The sequence below is a fragment of the Trichocoleus sp. ST-U2 genome (assembly GCF_039961875.1).
Taxonomy (GTDB): Bacteria; Cyanobacteriota; Cyanobacteriia; order Cyanobacteriales; family FACHB-T130; genus FACHB-T130.
In genome coordinates this window covers 57,212-75,337 of sequence record NZ_JAMPJY010000031.1, presented here as the reverse complement: position 1 = coordinate 75,337, position 18,126 = coordinate 57,212, and the positions used below count along the sequence as shown (strand labels likewise).

19 protein-coding genes and 4 pseudogenes are annotated in these 18,126 nt (G+C 47.0%); 12 read left to right on the top strand and 11 right to left on the bottom strand.

What is annotated here, in order from left to right; translation table 11 throughout:
• A pseudogene (locus NC996_RS19440) lies at positions 1-281 on the bottom strand (photosystem II q(b) protein); the annotation flags it as partial.
• A gap of 330 nt (positions 282-611) precedes the next feature.
• On the opposite strand from NC996_RS19440, the gene NC996_RS19435 reads away from it, so the two are divergent.
• Both NC996_RS19435 and NC996_RS19430 read left to right on the top strand, forming a co-directional pair.
• On the top strand, positions 612-776 hold the full coding sequence (locus tag NC996_RS19435; protein WP_190675814.1) for a hypothetical protein: 165 nt from the start codon (positions 612-614) through the stop codon (positions 774-776).
• Between the two features lie 531 nt (positions 777-1,307).
• Positions 1,308-1,445 carry a hypothetical protein gene (locus NC996_RS19430; protein ID WP_190685305.1) on the top strand — a complete coding sequence of 46 codons (138 nt, stop codon included), beginning with the start codon at positions 1,308-1,310 and terminating at the stop codon, positions 1,443-1,445.
• An 816-nt stretch (positions 1,446-2,261) separates the two neighbouring features.
• On the opposite strand, the gene NC996_RS19425 is transcribed toward NC996_RS19430, so the two are convergent.
• The 7 genes and pseudogenes from NC996_RS19425 to NC996_RS19395 form a co-directional block, all read right to left on the bottom strand.
• Positions 2,262-4,361 carry a hypothetical protein gene (locus NC996_RS19425; RefSeq protein WP_190685302.1) on the bottom strand — a complete coding sequence of 700 codons (2,100 nt, stop codon included), beginning with the start codon at positions 4,359-4,361 and terminating at the stop codon, positions 2,262-2,264.
• A gap of 433 nt (positions 4,362-4,794) precedes the next feature.
• On the bottom strand, positions 4,795-5,061 hold the full coding sequence (locus NC996_RS19420; protein ID WP_242037529.1) for a hypothetical protein: 267 nt from the start codon (positions 5,059-5,061) through the stop codon (positions 4,795-4,797).
• 325 nt (positions 5,062-5,386) lie between these two features.
• Positions 5,387-6,505 (bottom strand): hypothetical protein, encoded by a 1,119-nt coding sequence (locus NC996_RS19415; RefSeq protein ID WP_190685299.1) that lies wholly within the window; start codon positions 6,503-6,505, stop codon positions 5,387-5,389.
• Positions 6,506-6,973: 468 nt separating this feature from the next.
• A pseudogene (locus tag NC996_RS19410) lies at positions 6,974-7,943 on the bottom strand (transposase).
• 114 nt (positions 7,944-8,057) lie between these two features.
• Positions 8,058-8,339 carry a hypothetical protein gene (locus tag NC996_RS19405; RefSeq protein ID WP_190685296.1) on the bottom strand — a complete coding sequence of 94 codons (282 nt, stop codon included), beginning with the start codon at positions 8,337-8,339 and terminating at the stop codon, positions 8,058-8,060.
• On the bottom strand, positions 8,336-8,833 hold the full coding sequence (locus NC996_RS19400) for a hypothetical protein (RefSeq protein ID WP_190685293.1): 498 nt from the start codon (positions 8,831-8,833) through the stop codon (positions 8,336-8,338). The genes NC996_RS19405 and NC996_RS19400 overlap by 4 nt, the downstream gene beginning before the upstream one ends.
• Positions 8,830-9,597: a hypothetical protein gene (locus NC996_RS19395; protein ID WP_190685290.1), complete on the bottom strand. Its 768-nt coding sequence runs from the start codon at positions 9,595-9,597 to the stop codon at positions 8,830-8,832. Before NC996_RS19395 ends, NC996_RS19400 begins: the two co-directional genes overlap by 4 nt.
• A gap of 102 nt (positions 9,598-9,699) precedes the next feature.
• Here NC996_RS19395 and NC996_RS19390 point away from each other — a divergent pair, with 102 nt between their 5' ends.
• From NC996_RS19390 to NC996_RS19350, 9 genes and pseudogenes are all read left to right on the top strand, one after another.
• Positions 9,700-10,050: a helix-turn-helix transcriptional regulator gene (locus tag NC996_RS19390; protein ID WP_190675830.1), complete on the top strand. Its 351-nt coding sequence runs from the start codon at positions 9,700-9,702 to the stop codon at positions 10,048-10,050.
• 102 nt (positions 10,051-10,152) lie between these two features.
• Positions 10,153-10,350, top strand: a pseudogene (locus tag NC996_RS19385) (IS1 family transposase); the annotation flags it as partial.
• A gap of 263 nt (positions 10,351-10,613) precedes the next feature.
• Positions 10,614-11,588, top strand: a complete 975-nt coding sequence (locus NC996_RS19380) for a tyrosine-type recombinase/integrase (RefSeq protein ID WP_190675831.1) — start codon at positions 10,614-10,616, stop codon at positions 11,586-11,588.
• Between the two features lie 92 nt (positions 11,589-11,680).
• Positions 11,681-12,454 carry a ParA family protein gene (locus tag NC996_RS19375; protein WP_339380293.1) on the top strand — a complete coding sequence of 258 codons (774 nt, stop codon included), beginning with the start codon at positions 11,681-11,683 and terminating at the stop codon, positions 12,452-12,454.
• Positions 12,454-13,377, top strand: a complete 924-nt coding sequence (locus NC996_RS19370; protein ID WP_190675834.1) for a ParB/RepB/Spo0J family partition protein — start codon at positions 12,454-12,456, stop codon at positions 13,375-13,377. The genes NC996_RS19375 and NC996_RS19370 overlap by 1 nt, the downstream gene beginning before the upstream one ends.
• Before the next feature lie 317 nt (positions 13,378-13,694).
• A complete protein-coding gene (locus NC996_RS19365; protein ID WP_199302437.1) occupies positions 13,695-13,877 on the top strand; it encodes a hypothetical protein in 183 nt (60 codons plus the stop codon).
• 11 nt (positions 13,878-13,888) lie between these two features.
• The gene (locus tag NC996_RS19360) at positions 13,889-14,191 is read left to right on the top strand and encodes an NERD domain-containing protein (RefSeq protein ID WP_347277786.1); all 303 of its coding nucleotides are present in this window, start codon (positions 13,889-13,891) and stop codon (positions 14,189-14,191) included.
• 30 nt (positions 14,192-14,221) lie between these two features.
• Positions 14,222-14,932, top strand: a pseudogene (locus NC996_RS19355) (IS6 family transposase).
• Between the two features lie 106 nt (positions 14,933-15,038).
• On the top strand, positions 15,039-15,380 hold the full coding sequence (locus NC996_RS19350) for a hypothetical protein (protein ID WP_190685287.1): 342 nt from the start codon (positions 15,039-15,041) through the stop codon (positions 15,378-15,380).
• A 123-nt stretch (positions 15,381-15,503) separates the two neighbouring features.
• On the opposite strand, the gene NC996_RS19345 is transcribed toward NC996_RS19350, so the two are convergent.
• Together NC996_RS19345 and NC996_RS19340 are read right to left on the bottom strand one after the other, a co-directional pair.
• Positions 15,504-16,451 (bottom strand): DNA cytosine methyltransferase, encoded by a 948-nt coding sequence (locus NC996_RS19345; RefSeq protein ID WP_277879743.1) that lies wholly within the window; start codon positions 16,449-16,451, stop codon positions 15,504-15,506.
• Positions 16,452-16,496: 45 nt separating this feature from the next.
• Complete coding sequence (locus NC996_RS19340) at positions 16,497-16,853, bottom strand: hypothetical protein (RefSeq protein WP_190676312.1); 357 nt, start codon at positions 16,851-16,853, stop codon at positions 16,497-16,499.
• A 265-nt stretch (positions 16,854-17,118) separates the two neighbouring features.
• Here NC996_RS19340 and NC996_RS19335 point away from each other — a divergent pair, with 265 nt between their 5' ends.
• Positions 17,119-17,469: a DUF4278 domain-containing protein gene (locus NC996_RS19335; RefSeq protein WP_190685282.1), complete on the top strand. Its 351-nt coding sequence runs from the start codon at positions 17,119-17,121 to the stop codon at positions 17,467-17,469.
• 180 nt (positions 17,470-17,649) lie between these two features.
• Here NC996_RS19335 and NC996_RS19330 read toward each other — a convergent pair whose 3' ends face one another.
• A complete protein-coding gene (locus tag NC996_RS19330; RefSeq protein WP_190676308.1) occupies positions 17,650-17,847 on the bottom strand; it encodes a hypothetical protein in 198 nt (65 codons plus the stop codon).
• Between the last annotated feature and the right edge of the window lie 279 nt (positions 17,848-18,126).

Below are 18,126 nucleotides of genomic sequence, written 5' to 3'. Positions count from 1 at the left end.
TAGAAGTGCAAGCCGATGGCGTTGCTGGAAGGAACTACGGCTCCGGAGATGATGTTGTTGCCGTACATCAAGGAACCAGCTACGGGTTCGCGGATGCCATCGATGTCCACGGGGGGAGCGGCGATGAAGGCGATGATGAAGCAGATGGTGGCGGACAGTAGGGTTGGGATCATCAGGACGCCAAACCAGCCTACATACAGGCGGTTGTCGGTTGATGTGACCCAATCGCAGAACCGTTGCCATACGTTGGCGCTTTCGCGTCTCTGTAAGGTTGTGGTCATGTTTTTATAAGTGCGGGGTTTGAATTTTTTAAGTTCGGTATGAATAAAGCGAGGTTTGTTTCGCCTTCCATTTCATAATATTTACATTTGTTAATATTTGTCTAGCTTTTGACCCTTCAGGAATCCGAATCACTGTCATCGCATTTACTTATAACTAGCCCAGAATGCAAGAGGAGGAGCGAGCTGGCTTGTCAGCGTTAGGGCTAATGCCTCACTTCGCTGTTTTCATGCCTAAAGGGCTGTAAGCGATCGCATGCGAGGTGCGTCAGCTGGGCGTCAGCTAATCATGTAACTTTTCTGGTTATCTTTCCCCGAGTGCTGCGCTACGGAATGGTCAATGCCCCATACGGCATCTGTATACCCAATCGTTCGGCTGAGGTTGAAGCGGCGATCGCGCTCGCTTCAGACACTTATCGGAAACGGTTTCCAACCCAAAGACATCGCATCATCTATCGCTACAAAGGTCAACACGAACAAACCCCATTCGATTATTGAATGGAGCAGCTCGAATGGTTGGGTTTCGGCTCCGATTGGGTCAACCCGGATAAGTCGGATTACAGCACTCAGCACCAAGGCGTCAGAATCGTTACTGCTGAGTCTGCTTTAGGCTGGGAATTTAAAGCGGTGTTGATTCCTTGGGTGCAGCAGGAGAGGCGTTGGCGATTGTCAAACCAGATCCCAGTGAGAGCTTTATGTTTCCATGACCAGAGCGCAGGAAGTGCTACATCTGTTTGGGTCTGGATGTTTTCATATTCTCAAAGATTTGCAACAGAGCGAGCGCTTAGATGTCGTTCAACGTTCGATGTAGTTGCAGCGTGCTTGGAGCGATCTCACTCCTATCAAAGGAGCGATGGCTTTCAGTTCTGGCAGAAACTGAGTAAACCAACTGCGAGACTATGGCGAAGATAAGAGCGCGCGATCGCTGCCAGCTCAATCTTTGCAATCCTTTGATAGTTTGTGCCATGCATCCCACGGAACTAGATAGCAATCACCCTCTCGGCTCCCGGCCATCCTGGCGGGTGAAGCTTGACTTCGGAGCGCCGAAGTCAAGCGGGCGATCGCCGCCTCGACTTTCAACCCTCTGTTGAACCTCTTGAACTGTGGGCACAAAAAGGAATGAGGTTTGTTAATGACGATCCCGTGCTGGAGCAACTAACTATATGACAGTAAATCAGTGCCCATGCTGGAGCAACGATTCACACCAGAGTCAAAGCTAAGGCTGCTGGATTATCACCCCATGTTTACGGGCAGGTGTCCCTGCTGTCAGATGCTCTTTGAGATGAAGAAGCCACCCTTCGTGCGCTGGGACTGCTCTAAGTGCGGATGGCTAGATGATAACGAGCGAGCGCTCTCCTCCTTGGCGTCTTTTCCTCTAGCACTAGAGCTTTTTAATAACCCTGTACCCAATCTTTGGTTAAATACGCGCATAGGTAGGTATTTATGAATATCCAGAAGTGAAAGCTAGCTTAATCTCCCTATCTACAAGCATTTAGCATCAATCAGAGCGATTCTCCCTTCGGCTTACTGATTTTTTTGATTTGGGAGTATTCCTTTGTATAGCAGGGGGGAAAAATGGTCGCTAAAAGCAACTCTCCGATTTTTGGTGATTGAGGTAGCTACAGTCAGTGGGCGATATTAACGCAAAATCAAGCTGGTTTCAACATCAACTGTCCCATTTTCAGTTGAGAGCGGGACAGTTAAGTTGACTTGGTGCATAAGTCTACATCAACTGATGGTGAGCGCTGGAATGCTTTATTTGAAAAGCTTTTCATGGCTGCTCTTTGCCCCGGCGGCTCAAATTTCTCCTTTGCTATACAAAGGGCAAACCAGCGCGCTCGCCTTCAATCCCACCAACCAGGGACTTACTTCTAGTACGCCCACGCCCAACAATAACGAAAAAAAGTCGGGGCTGGAATGACAATCCAAACGCTCAAGCCTGCCCCCTGGAATACCCACCATCCGTCAAGATAGCTAATCCCATTACTTTTCCAGCATGGACATCAGCTGCTCTCGCTCGACCGGGCTTAACTTCTGCAACTGGGCAAGCAACGTTTCCCATTGGGCGTTCGCTTCCTGCTTCGACTCAGGGGATGGCGGCTGTTTAAACAACAGCTCCTCAATCGCCTCCTCAATCGGTCGGCGCTTCTCTTCGGGAGTACAGCGCTCATACATTCCCCGTAATGTCTCCACCTTATGTCCCATCGCATAAGCTAACGACCGAGTCTGGGCGTCATCCAGCCGGACTTGATACGCCCAAGTTGCCCAGATATAGCGCATCGTATGGGGTGAAATCCGCTTACCAATAAAACGATGAGAGGTAACTTCAAACGAGGAACCAAACCCTGGAATATCGGCTTCGATGCCAAGTTTGGGGAGGACAAACACATAGCCCCAAGACCACAGAGGCGAATTAACACCCGTTGGCAGACAGCAAGCATCTCCTGGATTGAATTCAGCTCGTCCACTTGTCACCCAGCGTCCCCGCTGCCCCTTTAACTCTAGTTGCCACCAATCATAGACCTGTCGATTTTTGTAACCCTCACTGAGCCAACTGCCGTACAAATAGCCTTCTAGGTAATCATAGAAGCAACTCCCGTCAGCCAACTGGCGGTTGGGAATTACTATCGATTGAGCAGCGTGAGTCGAGCGGGTTTTGTACTGCTGAATGTCCAGCACCCAGACCCCTTGAGGATACTGCTTTTTCTCGTGGACATAGGTTTTATAGAGATAATTGTCCTTAATTGTGCCATCCCAATGTTTTTCACGCACAATAGCAGGCGGCAGGGGATGGTACAAACCATCAGGCGGCACGGATTCTGGACGCTTGACAGGACAAGTCAGCGCAATTCTTAAAGTGCGGTATTCTTGTTGTCGCCTTGCGGGGATGTCGGCAAGCAGCGACCACTTTAAGTAATCTTGATAGCTTTTGGCAATGGCATAGCCTCCCCGAAATCGACCTCCGCTGTTTCTGGGTCGGCACTCCAGACGCAACGGTTCTACAATTTTGGTTCTAACCACTGCTAGAGCTGTCTCGCCCTCTGCCGTATCCGGCCACTTCTTCTCAAAATCTGCAACCGACTGCCGATTTTTGACCCACTCGCTGATGTCCTTTCTTACTGAACTTAAGTGGTTGTTGAGCGATTTGAACAGAGGAATTTGCTGGTAATCCGCGTCTTCCTCCACCTCACTGGTGTAGAGAAACTTGGCCAGTGCTAAAAGCGCCCCTAACTTATTGCGTTTGGTAGAAGGACTTTTCGAGTGGAGGACTTCTCTCAAGAAACGAAAATAACTGCACAGCCAAGTTTCAAAAGTTTGCTTATGCTGTTTCCACAGTTTTACCTGTTCTTTGCTATTGAGATGTTCTAAATCTTCTTGCCTAACTACAGCAATCAAATGTGACAAACGCACTTGCTCTAACGCAATTGGCGGGGTGCAGCAGTAACAAAACCAGCCAAGCATTAGACGTATATCCCTAACGTACTGTAATGCGGATGATTCGCTAATTGGGTCAATCACACGGAACGGGCACTCTGGGTCAGTTAAATATCGGTGAAAGTCATCCAATTCCTTTTGTAAAGCAGCAGGCGTGTCTTGAGGCTTGAGCGTGTATTCCTGATGCACTGTCCTCCGCTCAATCAAGGGAGTGTTGCAGGTATCGCCATAAAGACTCTTCATGGATGGACAGGATTGCTGTTTCACTCTCGCCCGCCGCGAACCTCTAGCTGGCCACCACTGTTGTTGTTCGCTCCAACTCAAAAATTGGTTAAATCGATTTCCATAAGTGTTTTGGCTGGCAATAGACGCTTTTTGACTCTGGAAAGCCTGCTGTATTGTTTGACGGGCGCTGAGCAATACTTCAACTTTTAACGTTTTTAAAAACTTTTTAGCTGCCTCAATATCGGCTTTTGTCATCTTTCGACCTGATGTTGCCCGAGTAAAGCCTAATTGCGATAACCAAAACCGTAGGGTAGCGCAACGAAATTCATTAATAATTCGTTTAGCTTTTGACTCTGGATATATCGCTCGAACTTGTTCTTCATACATCTCGAATACTGACCAACAAGTAAGAGATTCTTGCATAATAAATGCCTCTGATGGTACACAAAAAAGTTAAGCTTGCCATTGAGCTATTATTTAAAAGCTCCGAATTTATGGCTTCAATGATTTAAGAATGCCTCAATTTTTTATCTCTAGCTTCCTTTCACCTCTTATTTATTATAAACAGCGCTCCCTGTCATCGAAGCGAATGAATTCATCGGTGCCTGCGGCAATTCCTTATATAAATGCTCAGCCCTTTTTGAGTGTTGTTTTCAGCTTCTAAACGCTAGAACTTATAATAAATAATGAGTGAATAACCAATAAATTTTAGGTATTAAATAAATCCTAATCATCTGCTTTTTCGGGTTTATTAAAGGCTAAGGATTGAAGCAACCTTTTACTCATCGAGGGAGGGCGAGTCATTTAGCTCTTACTTAGTAGCTCCAGACCTCTAGTTCAAGTAGAAACGCAAGTTTCACTCGGTCTTCGTTGTTAGTTCAGCGATTGTAAGCAGACCCCGGCCAATTCGTTCAACCAATTCACTGCGAGAAATATTTAAACGGGCACTGGACTCATCTAATCCTGCCAAAGCAGTTGGGGTAAGACTCAAAGAAACAATTTTTTTGAGTTCGTCATAGGCTTCAGGCTGACCTCGCATTGATTTCCTTCCTTTACAGCTCTGCTTTTTCTCGTGTTCTAAGCGGGGCCTACCTTTTCTTTTGATTTTTTTTGGCTTGTTCATAGTTATCTGTACGCTTCAATAGGGTTTTGAAGAGCCAAAGTTTTCTACCCTACACCCAAATCAAGTGAGCTAGGAAGGCAAACCAATGGGTATCCCTGAAACTAGGTATTAAACTCTGCCAAACTTTGCCAGTCCGGTTACGTTGAATTCCTAGTAGCGAGGCTTATTCGTTTGGCTTTAAAGCTAGGTATTGGCTCTTCTTTTTAGTTACTGGCTCAGACTATCAGCCTATTTTTGGCTCGTGTTAGAAGCGTACAATTTTCGAGTTTTTTGTAAATTTATCGTCACAATATGAAGTTTAATGACAGAACCAGCATTCATTAAATTATTTTGACGTACCAAACCCTTTGTTTGAACGCTTGCCTTTTTCGCCTTTACGTGCGACATTGGCTTGTGCTGTTCTGGCTTGCATGTAGGCTTTGTAGTGGACTAGCTCAACTCCAGATTCCAGTAATTGGATGAGGGTAACGGACAAAGCTTCCTCAAGAGATAAAACGTTTTCGTCTTCGTTGTCTGAGTAGAGCAAACTAGCTTTAATCCCTTTGAATTCTCTAAGCCGCTTCAGGGTAGTCTGCTCCGCTTGATATAGCTGGAACCCATTTTCGGGGGTGTTTTCGTCCCATTGCTTGAGTAGTAAGATAGCCTCCAAAGTCAACCAGGCTTGAGATGGGCAATCGAAAGCCAATATCCATTCGCACAGCGAATTTTGCTGGGTTTTTGCCTCTGACCACATATCCTGGATAAGTCCATGAAGATTCGCAGATATCTTGCCGGGTTTATGCTGCCTTTCAGTGGGAGGTTTTAACCCCGACTCGATTAGAATGTCTGAGCTTCCTAAAAGGTAATACTCCATCCATAGAGCCTGGGTTCTGTATTTTTTCTTGAATTGGGCAAATCTCTCTTGTTGATCGGGCTTAACCAGAATGTCGCCGTTCTCTCGTAGGAGGTCTGGTAGGTACTTGGCTGCTGTTATGTAGTTTTCCGCCTTTTTATTCTTCTTGGGATTGCGGTTAGAATTTTTCCCATTGCACCCAACGCGAGCTACGTTACTGTTTGCCTTGGCGCGATCGCTATCCTTGTTGTTGGGCTTTCCCCCTTTGCACGATAGGCGATCGACACCATTAACCTTCTTGTAATGAATAGGCTGCTGCCTCGCTTGATTTATTAACGCGAAAGCCTTCCTTGCTGACTCTGGACAGGAAAGATGTTCGCGAACGCGGATTTCAATCTTAATTCCGTTTTCATCAGTTCCTATCCTTAAGTTGGAAAATTTAATCGCTTCAAAGTGAGCTGGTTTCAGAAGCTTCTGAATGTCCTCTCCAAACTCCAACTCCCGCACCGTAATCTGTTTACCTTGTAAAGCTGTTACCCAGTCTAAAGTTTCTTCAGGAACCGGAGTGCAGTCATCGATTAGGGTTTTGGGATCGTCAAAATCTTTCGTCATGGTTAAGGTCGGGAATTGTTCTGGTTGGCAACGTGTTGAGTTAATTTCCTGGCTCCCAATAGAGTAAAGTTGGGTTCTTATTTCGAGTTTCTAGTTTCTTACGCTGGTCATGCTTTAGAGCAGTGTGGCATAAGTTGCTACAGGAGCTGGGTCACTCGTTGTGCAATCCTAGCAACTCTCGTAGTTCTTCTTCGGATGCGAGTTCTCTCCACCCTCCAGTGGCCTCGACACGTTCCAACATAGCTTCTATCGCTAGCGTAGCGACACCAAGACTTCCTTGCGAATCTTCCGCCCCATACAACGGCGGGTCTATTTTACGGTACCATCCAAGACATCGTTTAATGGCTCTGGTATCCTCGCCGATAAAGCATATAGGGAAGTTGCCTTGGAAATCCGATAATTACCCAATTCTATTCTCCTCAAGAACTTAGAACAGGACTTACGCAAATGTCACACGCGATCGCGATTCTAGCTGTAGACCAAGGACATGGCTAGCGAAGGACGCTTGAGTTGAGCAATTAAATAGTTTGAGAGCAATCCGTGTTTAAGTTGATAAACACTTTGGCCTGTTTGATATGCTAAATCTTTAAGTCTTAGCCAGACAGGATGGCACAAGCAATATGATTTCTCTAGATACGGGTTTGGCGACAAAGGCATCGCTTCTACACCAGTTAGTTGTTTTACTTCGGGCGTGAAACTCCTCAATTTTCCAACGCACACCGCACACCTCTTATACAGCATCCGTAGAATCTTGAGTTAAATTGTTGCTTGCAATATAATATTCCGTTTTGTCGGTAGAGACAATTTCCAGGGAGAGTTTTACCTTCTTATTTTGAGGAAAAGTCTTTATCTTAGTTATTTTACCTTGTTTGAATTCTTCTTTACTCCAATTTAGTGATTCAATTAATTTGTAGTTTTCAACACCTGCTGTATCATCAACCAAGCGGTTTTTCTTCAAATGGCAATAGTAAGACTTGCCTAAATCATCAATATATTGAATTAATTCATTGGTGGCATACCAGCTATGTATCACAACGCTCCGAAAAGAAAGCATCTTATAATAAACGAGGCTTTGAAGCATCTCTGCTATATGGTTGAGTTTACTTTTTCTATCTCCATCTGGATTGTAAATGCGGTAATCAATTACCCAAAATTAACACATTCCTGGGTTAACATAAACACAGTTAACTAAACCGATTCCCCAAATCTTTTTGTGTTCATTCCCACTGTATTTTTATCTGGTTAATTCAATATTTTTATATCTTTTTATAATATGTATTATCAAAAATTACATAAGCATTTTCATAGATTTGGATTAGAGTTTTAGGAGTCTCCTACAGTAGGCGGGCGTCAGTTTGACTCGTCTCAAATAACGATTTATTTGCTCATAAATAATGTTTCCTAGATGCTCTGCTAAATTAGTAAGAGTATAGTTAATTTGACTGCTGAGTAAGTATTGACAATAGTTGAGTGTTAACCCTGTCCACTCCTAAAACTCTTTATCAACGTCCTGAAACGATTTGACTGCAACAGAAACAACCGAAACCTTCACTCAGTGACGTGAGCGAGGACACCACCCCTCAACGCGATAATCCACTTTTAAGTCTTTCAATTCGCCAGAAGTAATCACCATCAACTCCCACTCTTCAGGGCGAATCACCCAATCAGCACAGCTGCACTCAAGCCCCTCATCTACATAAAAAGGATTTAGAACTAGCTCATTTCCACCGCAGGAATCGCATTGATGCAGACAACCGCTCTCATCCTGTACAATGCCCAAGCCGCCACAATTTAGGCACAATTCATACTCATTTGGGCTTGAAAAAGGATTCACTCTGCATTCCTCCCAACAAGCCACTGCCGCTCCTCTTCAGACTGCGCTTCACTCCCCCAACCCTCTCTGGCCGAGGCGTGGCGCTGTCGTGCTTCCATTTCTTCCGTTGAACTGCGATCGCGCTGCCTCAGATTCATCTTTTGAGCCAAAGCCTGAGTATTGAGCCGCTGATTCGCATTTCGCAGTGTCTCGCGCCAGCCGTCGCGGTCGATTAAATCAAGCTGCTGGCAAATAGCAGCATCTAGCCGATAATCCAAATAAGGTTCCAGACCCTGACTAATGCCCGACGCAGCAATACAACTAGGATTTTGGCAAACGGGAATTTTGTCTGACTCCCAGCGATATCCGTCAATCACCATCCGCACTAGGTAGGGTTGAACCGTGCCGGTGTCATGACAGCAAAAGCATTTCCAGTTCGGTTGCCATAGTTCCTTGTCACGTCCTGGCTCATCTTCAGGACGAATGATGTCGCGGGGTAACTTTGGGAGATTCATGATTTAGCCCCCCATATTAACCCGTTAGCATCAGCCCAGTCTGCAAATGCTCTACGTTCCTCACGGGTAAGTGCTGGCTCTCCTTGAGCAATCCAGCGCGGTTTCCCCAGCCGAATTTGGGCGATCCATTCGTCGCGACGGGGGTCGTTTGCCCAGCGCTCCTCATTTACTGTTGGCATCTGTGCCAGTGTCAGCTGCTTGAGCCACAGTTTCTTAAGTTCTTCCCAGTTGGCGGCGATCCATTTATCTGGAAGCTCTGGAGGCTTCGGCATCTGTGCCGCCCTCTTTCTTCCAAATTCCAAAAAATTTTCTCTCTCTGCCTCTGAGAGAGAGTTGATAAAAAGTTGATAAAAATATGGAGGGTTGCTGCAACCTTTACCCAGCAGGCTTTTTGAAGTTTCTGATTCTACGATCGTGGACTCTGATTCTACGATCGTGGACTCTGATTCTACGATCGTGGACTCTGATTCTACGATCGTGGACTCTTGTCCACGTTCGCAGACTAAGCTGCTTATTGACACTAGGATTCCCCTCGGTGCCTCCCATTTAATTGCGCCCTCTGTTCTTAATCGGCTGACAGCGCTATAAAAGGCTGCCTTGCTAATCCCCAAAAGGTTGCAAGTTTTTTCCTGCTCAAGCTTGATTTGCCAGCCAGGTTTGCATCTAATCAAGATGTAAAAATGAAGTAACCCCTTAGCTGTAATGTCGCCGCTGGTATATTTAGCGATCGCATCCTCTAGGGTTAACGGGTAGTATTGCGCCATAAGATCGAGCTATAATTTGCGTATTGACTAATTAAATTTGGTTAAATTAGTCAATCCGCAAATTATAGTGTAAAAAATTACCTAATCGACAAATTAATTGCGATGCAGACTCACGAGTGCTTCGACTGGATTCTTAACAAATACAAGGATGAATTCACGGCAAAAGAGCTTGCTGAGGCTGCTGGCATACCTACTTCAACAATTAGCAGCTTCAGAAAAGGCAAAAAGAACGCTGGAATCGAAATTTTTGATAAACTTCGCTCTGGACTAAGGCAAGTTTCCCCCCATGCCTATCTTCACTTGCACTGCCTCATGGCTGAGGAGGAGCTAGATGTAGTAAAGTTAGCTGCGATGGCTCCCCTGCAAGTTCAGGGTGAAATTCTTAAAGCCATCGGCTCTAATGGCGTATTTCGCCATTCTTCTGATAATGAACTTACTGCTAGCATGAGATGATCGGCAGTTTTAACTATTTAGAGTGCCATGCGAACAGAGGATGCAGTTCACCATAAATAAATTATGGGAATCTTTGCCTCCGCCAAGATCACTGTCTTCGTGATCGCATACACAAACTTTTGGGCAGCCTATGGGGCAGTTCTGCCGAGCAAACGCCATTGAGCAGTCGGCAAGGAAACAGGCTCTCACCAGCTACCGAAGAGCGCTTCAATAACACCTTGAGACAACGAGTGTCTTGCTTGGTGTGGAAAACCGAGTCATTTTTAAAGTCGTTAGATAACCAATATCGGTGCTATTTAGTATTTCATCCATTATTACAATGCATCATTACTTACTTAGCACTACCGCGCATACCAACCAGCTAATGATAAATTCCCTAGAAAAAAGTGACAGATGGAGAGTGCGATCGCTTTCAGTCTTAGGAGTTCTAGGGGAAACTTGAATAAACTGCTGTAGCACTATGTCAAAGATTCCAGAGTGCGATCGCACCCAATAGAGTTATCCCAAGCGAACTAACTTCATGAGAAAATAGCTTTCTAGAAAGGCTTTCCGAGCAAGTAATTATGAGTCACCTTTCTGAAACTGCTTCTTCACCCAATGAGTCAGAATTGGCACTGACGATACCGCTGCCGCTCACCCGACACCCAGCTTATGTATACCTGGCTTCTTTGGGGATGGGGTCAAGACAGACGATGCGGGGGTCTCTGTCGGCGATCGCATCAATCCTGACATCTGGAGAGTGTGATGCGATGACTCTCGATTGGACCAAGTTGCGCTACCACCATACGGCAGCTGTGAGGGCTGTTTTAATAGAGAAGTATAGCCCCGCCACAGTCAACAAAATGCTAACGGCGTTGAAAAGAGTGTTGCAGGAGGCTCTCAAATTGGAGTTACTCTCGGAAAAAGACTATAAGTTAGCGACTGACCTGCGCCCAGTTCCCGGCAGCAAAGGTTTGAGAGGTCGCGCTTTGAGTCGGGACGAGATTGCGGCTCTTGTTAAAGTCTGCCAAAACGATTCCACGCCCACTGGGACAAGGGACGCGGCATTGATTGCCCTCTTGCGGGGGTCTGGAGTGCGTCGCCGAGAGTTAGTCAATCTGGATTTGAGTGATTTTGACCCCTCAAAGGGAGCGATTGAAGTTCGCGATGGGAAGGGAGGGAAAGACCGGACGGTGTACCTGTCGAGTCAAGCGCTGAAGGTGGTGTTAAATTGGCTAACGGTTCGGGGCGACGCCCCTGGACCGCTGTTGTGTCCGGTTAATAAAGGCAAGCGAGTCACCATCAGACGGCTCACCTCTCAGTCCGTGTTATTCATTCTGCAAAAACGGGGAGAAGAGGCGGGTGTTGCTGATTTCAGCACCCACGATTTCCGCCGAACTTTTATCTCTGACCTGCTAGATGCGGGTGTGGACCTAGTAACGGTTCAACGCCTTGCGGGGCACTCCGACCCCAGTACCAGTTCCCGCTACGACAGAAGACCCGAAGCGGTGAAGCGACGGGCGGTGGAACTTTTGGACTTGCCGGGGCTTTCTGAATAGCCGATTCTTGTGAAATTGGGAATAGGAGATATCAATGCTAAAGAAGCGTAACTAATAATAGAGGAAAGGGGGAAACTGCCTTAAACTACCCTGTGTTGCTACTGTATCAGCCTGTGCCCAAGATTATCTCCCTGTTTAATCAGGCGGGTGGAACAGGTAAAACCACCCTGACACAGAACTTAGGTTATCAGCTTACCCAACGGGGACATAATGTGTTGCTAGTTGATATTGATCCACAGGCATCGCTAACTGCATTCATGGGTTTAGAACCGTTTGAGTTGGAGCAAACGATCGCGGACGCATTACTGAAAGATGCTCCACTCCCAGTTCATCGACAGCTTCATGGCATGGATTTAGTTCCCTCAAACATTCTCCTTTCCGCCGCCGAGGTACAGCTTCACTCCGCGCTCGCTCGTGAATGGAGGCTTAAGCAAGTTCTCTCGTCTGTTCAGAACAACTATAATTTCATACTGGTTGATTGCCCTCCTACACTGGGAATTTTCAGTATTGTGAGTCTGGTGGCTTCAACCCATGTACTTGTCCCGATTCAGACTCACTTCAAAGCGTTTCTAGGTGTAGAACTCCTTCTCGACTCTATTCGTCAGGTAAGAGAACGCATTAATCCAGAACTGGCTATTATTGGTGTAGTTCCGATGATGCACGAGAGCCGCACTAGCCAAGGGAAAGTCATTCTAGATGGTATAAAAGAGCAACTCGGCAGGGTAGCGCCTATCTTTCCGGCGATTCCCAGAGCGATCGCTTTTGCTGATGCTTCGATGGAGCGAAAACCGCTAGCCGTTTATGACCCTAAGCATCCGGCTGTGCCGCTCCTTGAATTTATTGCTCAGAGATTGGAGAAAGACTAATGGCTGTCAAGAAGTCCGGGCGAACGGCTCCAGAGCTAAAGACGCTGGATGCTTACCTTAGTAAACCTTCAGAGCCATCCACTTCAAAAGCGCCAATCGATAAGATTCGCCACCCCTTGAAGCAACCCCGTCGCTATTTTGCACCTGACAAGCTGGCTCAACTCGTGGAGTCAGTTAAGGAGCATGGCATTTTAGAACCTTTGTTAGTTCGTCCTCTTGAGGCTGGGGAGTACGAGCTGGTTGCCGGGGAACGACGGCTCCGAGCTGCTCGCGATGCCGGATTAACAGAAGTTCCCATCGTTTCCCGCGCTCTGGATGATAAGCAGGCTCTCCAAATTGCCTTAATGGAGAATCTTCAGCGAGAAGACCTGAACCCATTGGAAGAGACGGAGGGTGTACTGGAGCTGCTGGCGATTGTTCTGGAATTAGACAAGAGCGAGGTGGTGTCTGTTCTCCACCAGTCCTATAACGCTAAACAACGAGGAATTGAGTTGAATCAGAACGTTCTGATTCAATTGGAGAAGATTGAGTCACTCCTATCTTCAATAGGACGTTTCAATGCTGGAACCTTTCGTTCTAGTCGTCTTCCCCTATTGAATCTTCCATCGGATGTGCTAGAAGCGCTACGGAAGGGAGAGCTTGAGTACACGAAAGCGATGGCGATTGCGCGGGTGAAGGATGAACAGCTTCGGTCTGATTTGCTTTCGTTGGCAATTGCTGAGAACTTATCGCTCAACGAAATCAAGGCACATATTAAAGAACTCAAGCCTCAATCAGAATCAACTCCACAGAGGATTATGCTTGAGCGGTTGAGTGAAATCAGTAAGCGTTTACAGAAGAGCAAAACTTGGGGTGAGAGAAAAAAGAGAGAGCGGATTGCTAGATTGTTGGATGAGTTGGATAAACTGACAAAAGAGAGTTAGCGGATGGCTATCCTATCCTGTCAGGGTGGGAAGACGACATCCCTCATTCTCCTGAGATGAAGCTAAGTTTTGCCGTCAACCGAAATGGTAGTCATAACTGCCAACGGTAGAGCCGTTGCAGCAAGCGTTGGATGTTCTTGAACGGGACGAAGATGCGGAGTGAGCAGAAGAACTGTCTCTTACTCTACCGCAACAAAGTTAAATGCTAGATGGGGTTCAGTCTTTTGCTGCGCTCTTTGTATAGTGTATTGCCGGGGATACACTACCCTTTGAGAGAGTAGATTTAGGTAGGGTTGTCTATCACTGTACAGATTGGAATGAATAATTCGAGCAACTGGAACACGATTACTGAGTCAAACTTCCCGTGGGAGCGGGAGGCTCTAGACTTCGTGCGTCAGCAGTTCCCTGCACATGAGCCTTATCGAGCTTGGTCTAATTTTGAGTTTATTGCGGCGGATGGCAGTATCAATGAGGTTGATCTGCTTGTCTTTACTCCGTAGGAGTTTTCCTAATTGAGATTAAAAGTCATCCTGGGCGGCTGTTTGACGATGCAGGAACCTGGACTTGGGAAACAAAGGGCAGACTCCACACCAGCAACAACCCGCTAATTGCAACCAACCCCAAAGCTAAAAAGTTGCGATCGCTGCTAGAACGGCAAAGAGCCTGCCGAAGTAGAGGGCAGATTCCGTTTATCGAAGCCTTGGTGTTTTGTTCTGCTCCAGAGCTTCGCTGTGAACTGCAAGGAACTGCACGATACCGAGTTTGCCTGCGCGACTTGAGGTTGTGTCGCAAAAACAGGTCAATGGTAAGGTAGGAAAGCTTATACTTGCCCTCTCTCCCTGCTATGTCTACTCCTTCTGTGTTTAAGTGGCGGCACTTTTTGCCGGAAATTATCCGGCTCAATGTCCGATGGTACTGCCGCTACGCCTTAAGCTATCGAGATTTGGAGGAGATGATGGCAGAGCGAAGAGTCGAAGTGGAGCACTCTACGAGCAATTGATGGGTGTTGAAGTATGCCCCAGCGTTAGACAAACGAATTCATCCCCATTTGAGTCTCACGAACGATTCGTGGCGGCTGGATGAAACGTATATCCTGGTCAAGGGAGCGTGGAAGTATTTTTATCGAGCTGTGGATTCAGAAGGGAATATCCTAGATTTTATGTTGAGCGCGAAGCGGGATGGCAAGACATCTGCAAGATTTTTTCGTCAAATGCTCAAAGCCCAGCATACTCAACCGCCACGAGTGATTAACGTGGATAAGAATGCTGCCTATCCAGTCGCAATGGAAGCCTTGAAAGCGGGTAAAACAATTGCAGCTCAGACCGAGCTACGGCAGGTGAAATATTTGAATAACGTGATTGAACAGGATCATAGAGCCATCAAGCGAATCACTAAACCAATGATGGGGTTCATTCGATTCAACACCGCCAGACGAACCTTGAGCGGAATTGAAGCGATGGAGATGATTCGCAAAGGGCAAGTGAACGGAATCGACACAGGGGACACTGTGTCTCAAGCCAAGTTTATTGAAGCAATCTTTTGTGTGAGTGCTTAGGGAAATACGAACGATACAAATCGTTTGTCACTTAAAAGTTCTTGGGACAGAACCGTATATCTCACCTCACACCACGCGTTATATTTAGGCGACTTGGGCTTATCAGGTGCAACTCACCGATCAACAAAAAGAGTCGCTGGCTTCTGCAATAGGTCAGACACTCAAAACCTTGAGGACAATATATGACCGATGCATGCCGGAAGAAAAGCGGCGGCCAATTGAAGAGGCGATTGATGAAATGTTATTTAAGACATTCCAACCCCAAAAGCCGGAAACCTCTTTGACTCCTGATCTAGCTCAGTTGGCTCAAAAGTTAGAGAAATTGACTGTATCTCAGCAGGATCACCTGCTAAAGGAACTGAAGGGATATAGCGGTTCTTACACGAGGGAGGTACGCCAAGATTCTCTATTCTCAAGCTTTCCAGCTTTGAGAATGTACCTCACATAACCGAGAAACGCTATAATGAACGATCACTAAGCTGACAGTTGAAGGATGCGATGGCATTCTTTAACCTGTCCACAATCTCGTCGAGCTACTAACAAACGATTCCAATTCACCTTGGGCGATCGCTCAAGGTGAGTAAAGTTGCTGTGCGAAGTGCGGCGGTACGCTATAACCCAGAAGCGAGCCTGCCACATCGATTGGTTCGGGTAAGTAATACCAGTTAGGGAAACCTTGAAGCCGCGCTGCTGCTTCCACCGTTAATCTCTTAACCGTGCCATCTGAACACCACAAATCAATAAACCGACTGCGAACCCCTTGCCTCTGGTCTGTAAAGATGGCTCTCTTAATCGTCCAGATTGGCTCCGTGGGTTCCCTCAGTTTCGGCAAAACGTTCCTATACCCGATTCGCTCAATCAAGAGAGCTGGAACCTCTGGACAAATCGCCAGCTTCTCCTCGAGTACCTTCTGTTGATTTGGGAGAAGTTGAGATGGGGGCAGCGACGGGATTAAATCTTTAACAAACCGATACCACCCCACCCGACCTTGCCCCGGTGGTAGCCCTGGCGCTTTTCCCCTTGCGGCTTTGACAATCAATCGCTTTCGAGACTGAGGAACCCCATAATCTGCCGCATCTAGCACTGCGGCGGTTATCTGATATCCCAACCCTACAAGCTCATCCTGAATAATCTGCCATGATTTGGATTTTCGGTACCCCGATACGTTCTCCAGCGTGAAACATTTGGGCTGCAATACTCGTATCGCAGTGGCTACAGCAGTTGCTGCTTCCCGGTCTACTGATTGCTCGGTGCCGTTTCCCAGGGCATTACTAAAGTTTGAACAGACCGGAGAAGCGTGCAGATAATCCGGCTGGGGGAATCCGGGGAAACCGCCAAGAGCGAGTTCTTGAACCGTTTGTTGAACGACCTTCGTGCCATAGGGTTTGAAGTTCAGCGATAACGAGGCAGCAAGTGCGGCAGAGAGTTCTGTTCGACTGGGGTCGCATTCCACGCTCAAGACGGGTCTAACACCAGCCATGACCATGCCAGCTTCTACCCCACCGCCTCCAGCAAACAGTACAACAGCCGTTGGAGCATTATCCCTAACGGGGTTGTCACCCCGTCAGTTATCCCAGTCCTGCTGCGGTTCTTCTCGCTGCGACTCTAACGTTTTACAGGCGGCGACAGGGGGTGCATAATCAGCGTTTGTGAGCTCCAACCCAAATGCCTGAAAAAGGAACTCTAGCAACTGCCGAGCGACACCAAGTTCGCGATTAAGGATTCGGGCTAGGGTATTGGGGGATAGGTCTGTGCATTCGTTGAGATATTCCTGCGTGAACCGCTTACCCCAGGTTTCCTCCGATTCTGCCTGCTGTTTTGCCGCTTGAAATCGCTGCCATCCATGAGGCGACAGAATGACTCCTCTGACTCGTGCCAAGGCAACTCTACTGCGCTTGGATTTCTTGGCATTGGCATCCATAAGCAAATTACCGGATTAAAGGGCAAAGCGAGTCTTTTTTATAACGGGCTGCATCCTTATTGTGCGAATTGCAAACCACTTATTAATCAGTGCCCTTTTTTCTGAAGAATACTACGCTTCACGATAAGTTGCAGCTTTAACTCAAGGAACTTGCGTGGTCTAAATGGAATGTCTGTTGAAGAATGAGAACAACGAGGTAAATGTCGAGTCAGCGCCTTCGTTCGCCTTGAACCCAACCCATTACATTCATTCAAAAGGTGAAACTATGAAACTTTACTATCGCGGTGTTAGCTACGAATACAATCCCTCAGAAGTTGAAACCACTTTAGGTGAAGTCGGTGGGAAGTACCGGGGATTAGATTGGAGATTCCGCAATTTGAAAAAGCCGCCAGTGCTGCAACCAACGGTTAGCCTGAAGTATCGCGGCGTTTACTATCAAACTGGCACAACCCCAACCCCTAAAAGCACTCAGCCGACAAAAACTCCGGCTTTCTCTACTCAACAGAAGGCGCGATCGCTAATGCACAATCAGAAGCGGACGCTCAAAAATCGTCAGCGATCTATGTTGTACCGTGCTGCGGCCGAATTTGGGTTGGCAATTCACCGTGCCTGGTAATCTGGCTCTTGAGCATCTCGTTTTTGTAAATCAGGGATCTAGGAGAATTTGAATCTATTCTCTCGCCTGCTCCCCTGCTTGTGGGATACATTTGCACAATTGGGATGCTCCCCTTTATGGCTAACCTACGCAACCAAAACTTCCTTGAAATAGAAGCGGTTTACGCTGATCTCAGAACTTTTATTCACCAGTGCAAATCCTTTGTTCCACGAGATTCGGGAGGAGGCGGTCGAATCCGGGGTAGCTGAGTGCATCGAAACCTTGCCGGAACAGTATGATACCTTGGTCACTGAGGGCGGTCAAAACCTTTCGGGCGGGCAGCGGTAGTGCCCGTGCGATGATCGCACCGACGCTCGTCACTAAGGCTCCTATACTCATCCTTAACGAACTTAAGAACGCACTGGAGTTGAAGCACGAGCAATAAGTTATAGAGGCCCTCCAGCGTCTACGTCACAACAGAACCATCAGCTTGGTCATGCACCAACTCGAAACCGCCGTAGACTGCAATCGAATTATTGTGATGCAGGGGGGCGAGATCGTCGAGGACGGCACCCATGTAGAGCTCCATGCCCGACGGGGGCTGTACTTCCGAATGTTGGGCTACCGTTTTTGAAAAAAAACTGGTGAGGCTATACAGGTACTTATGAATAGGACTAC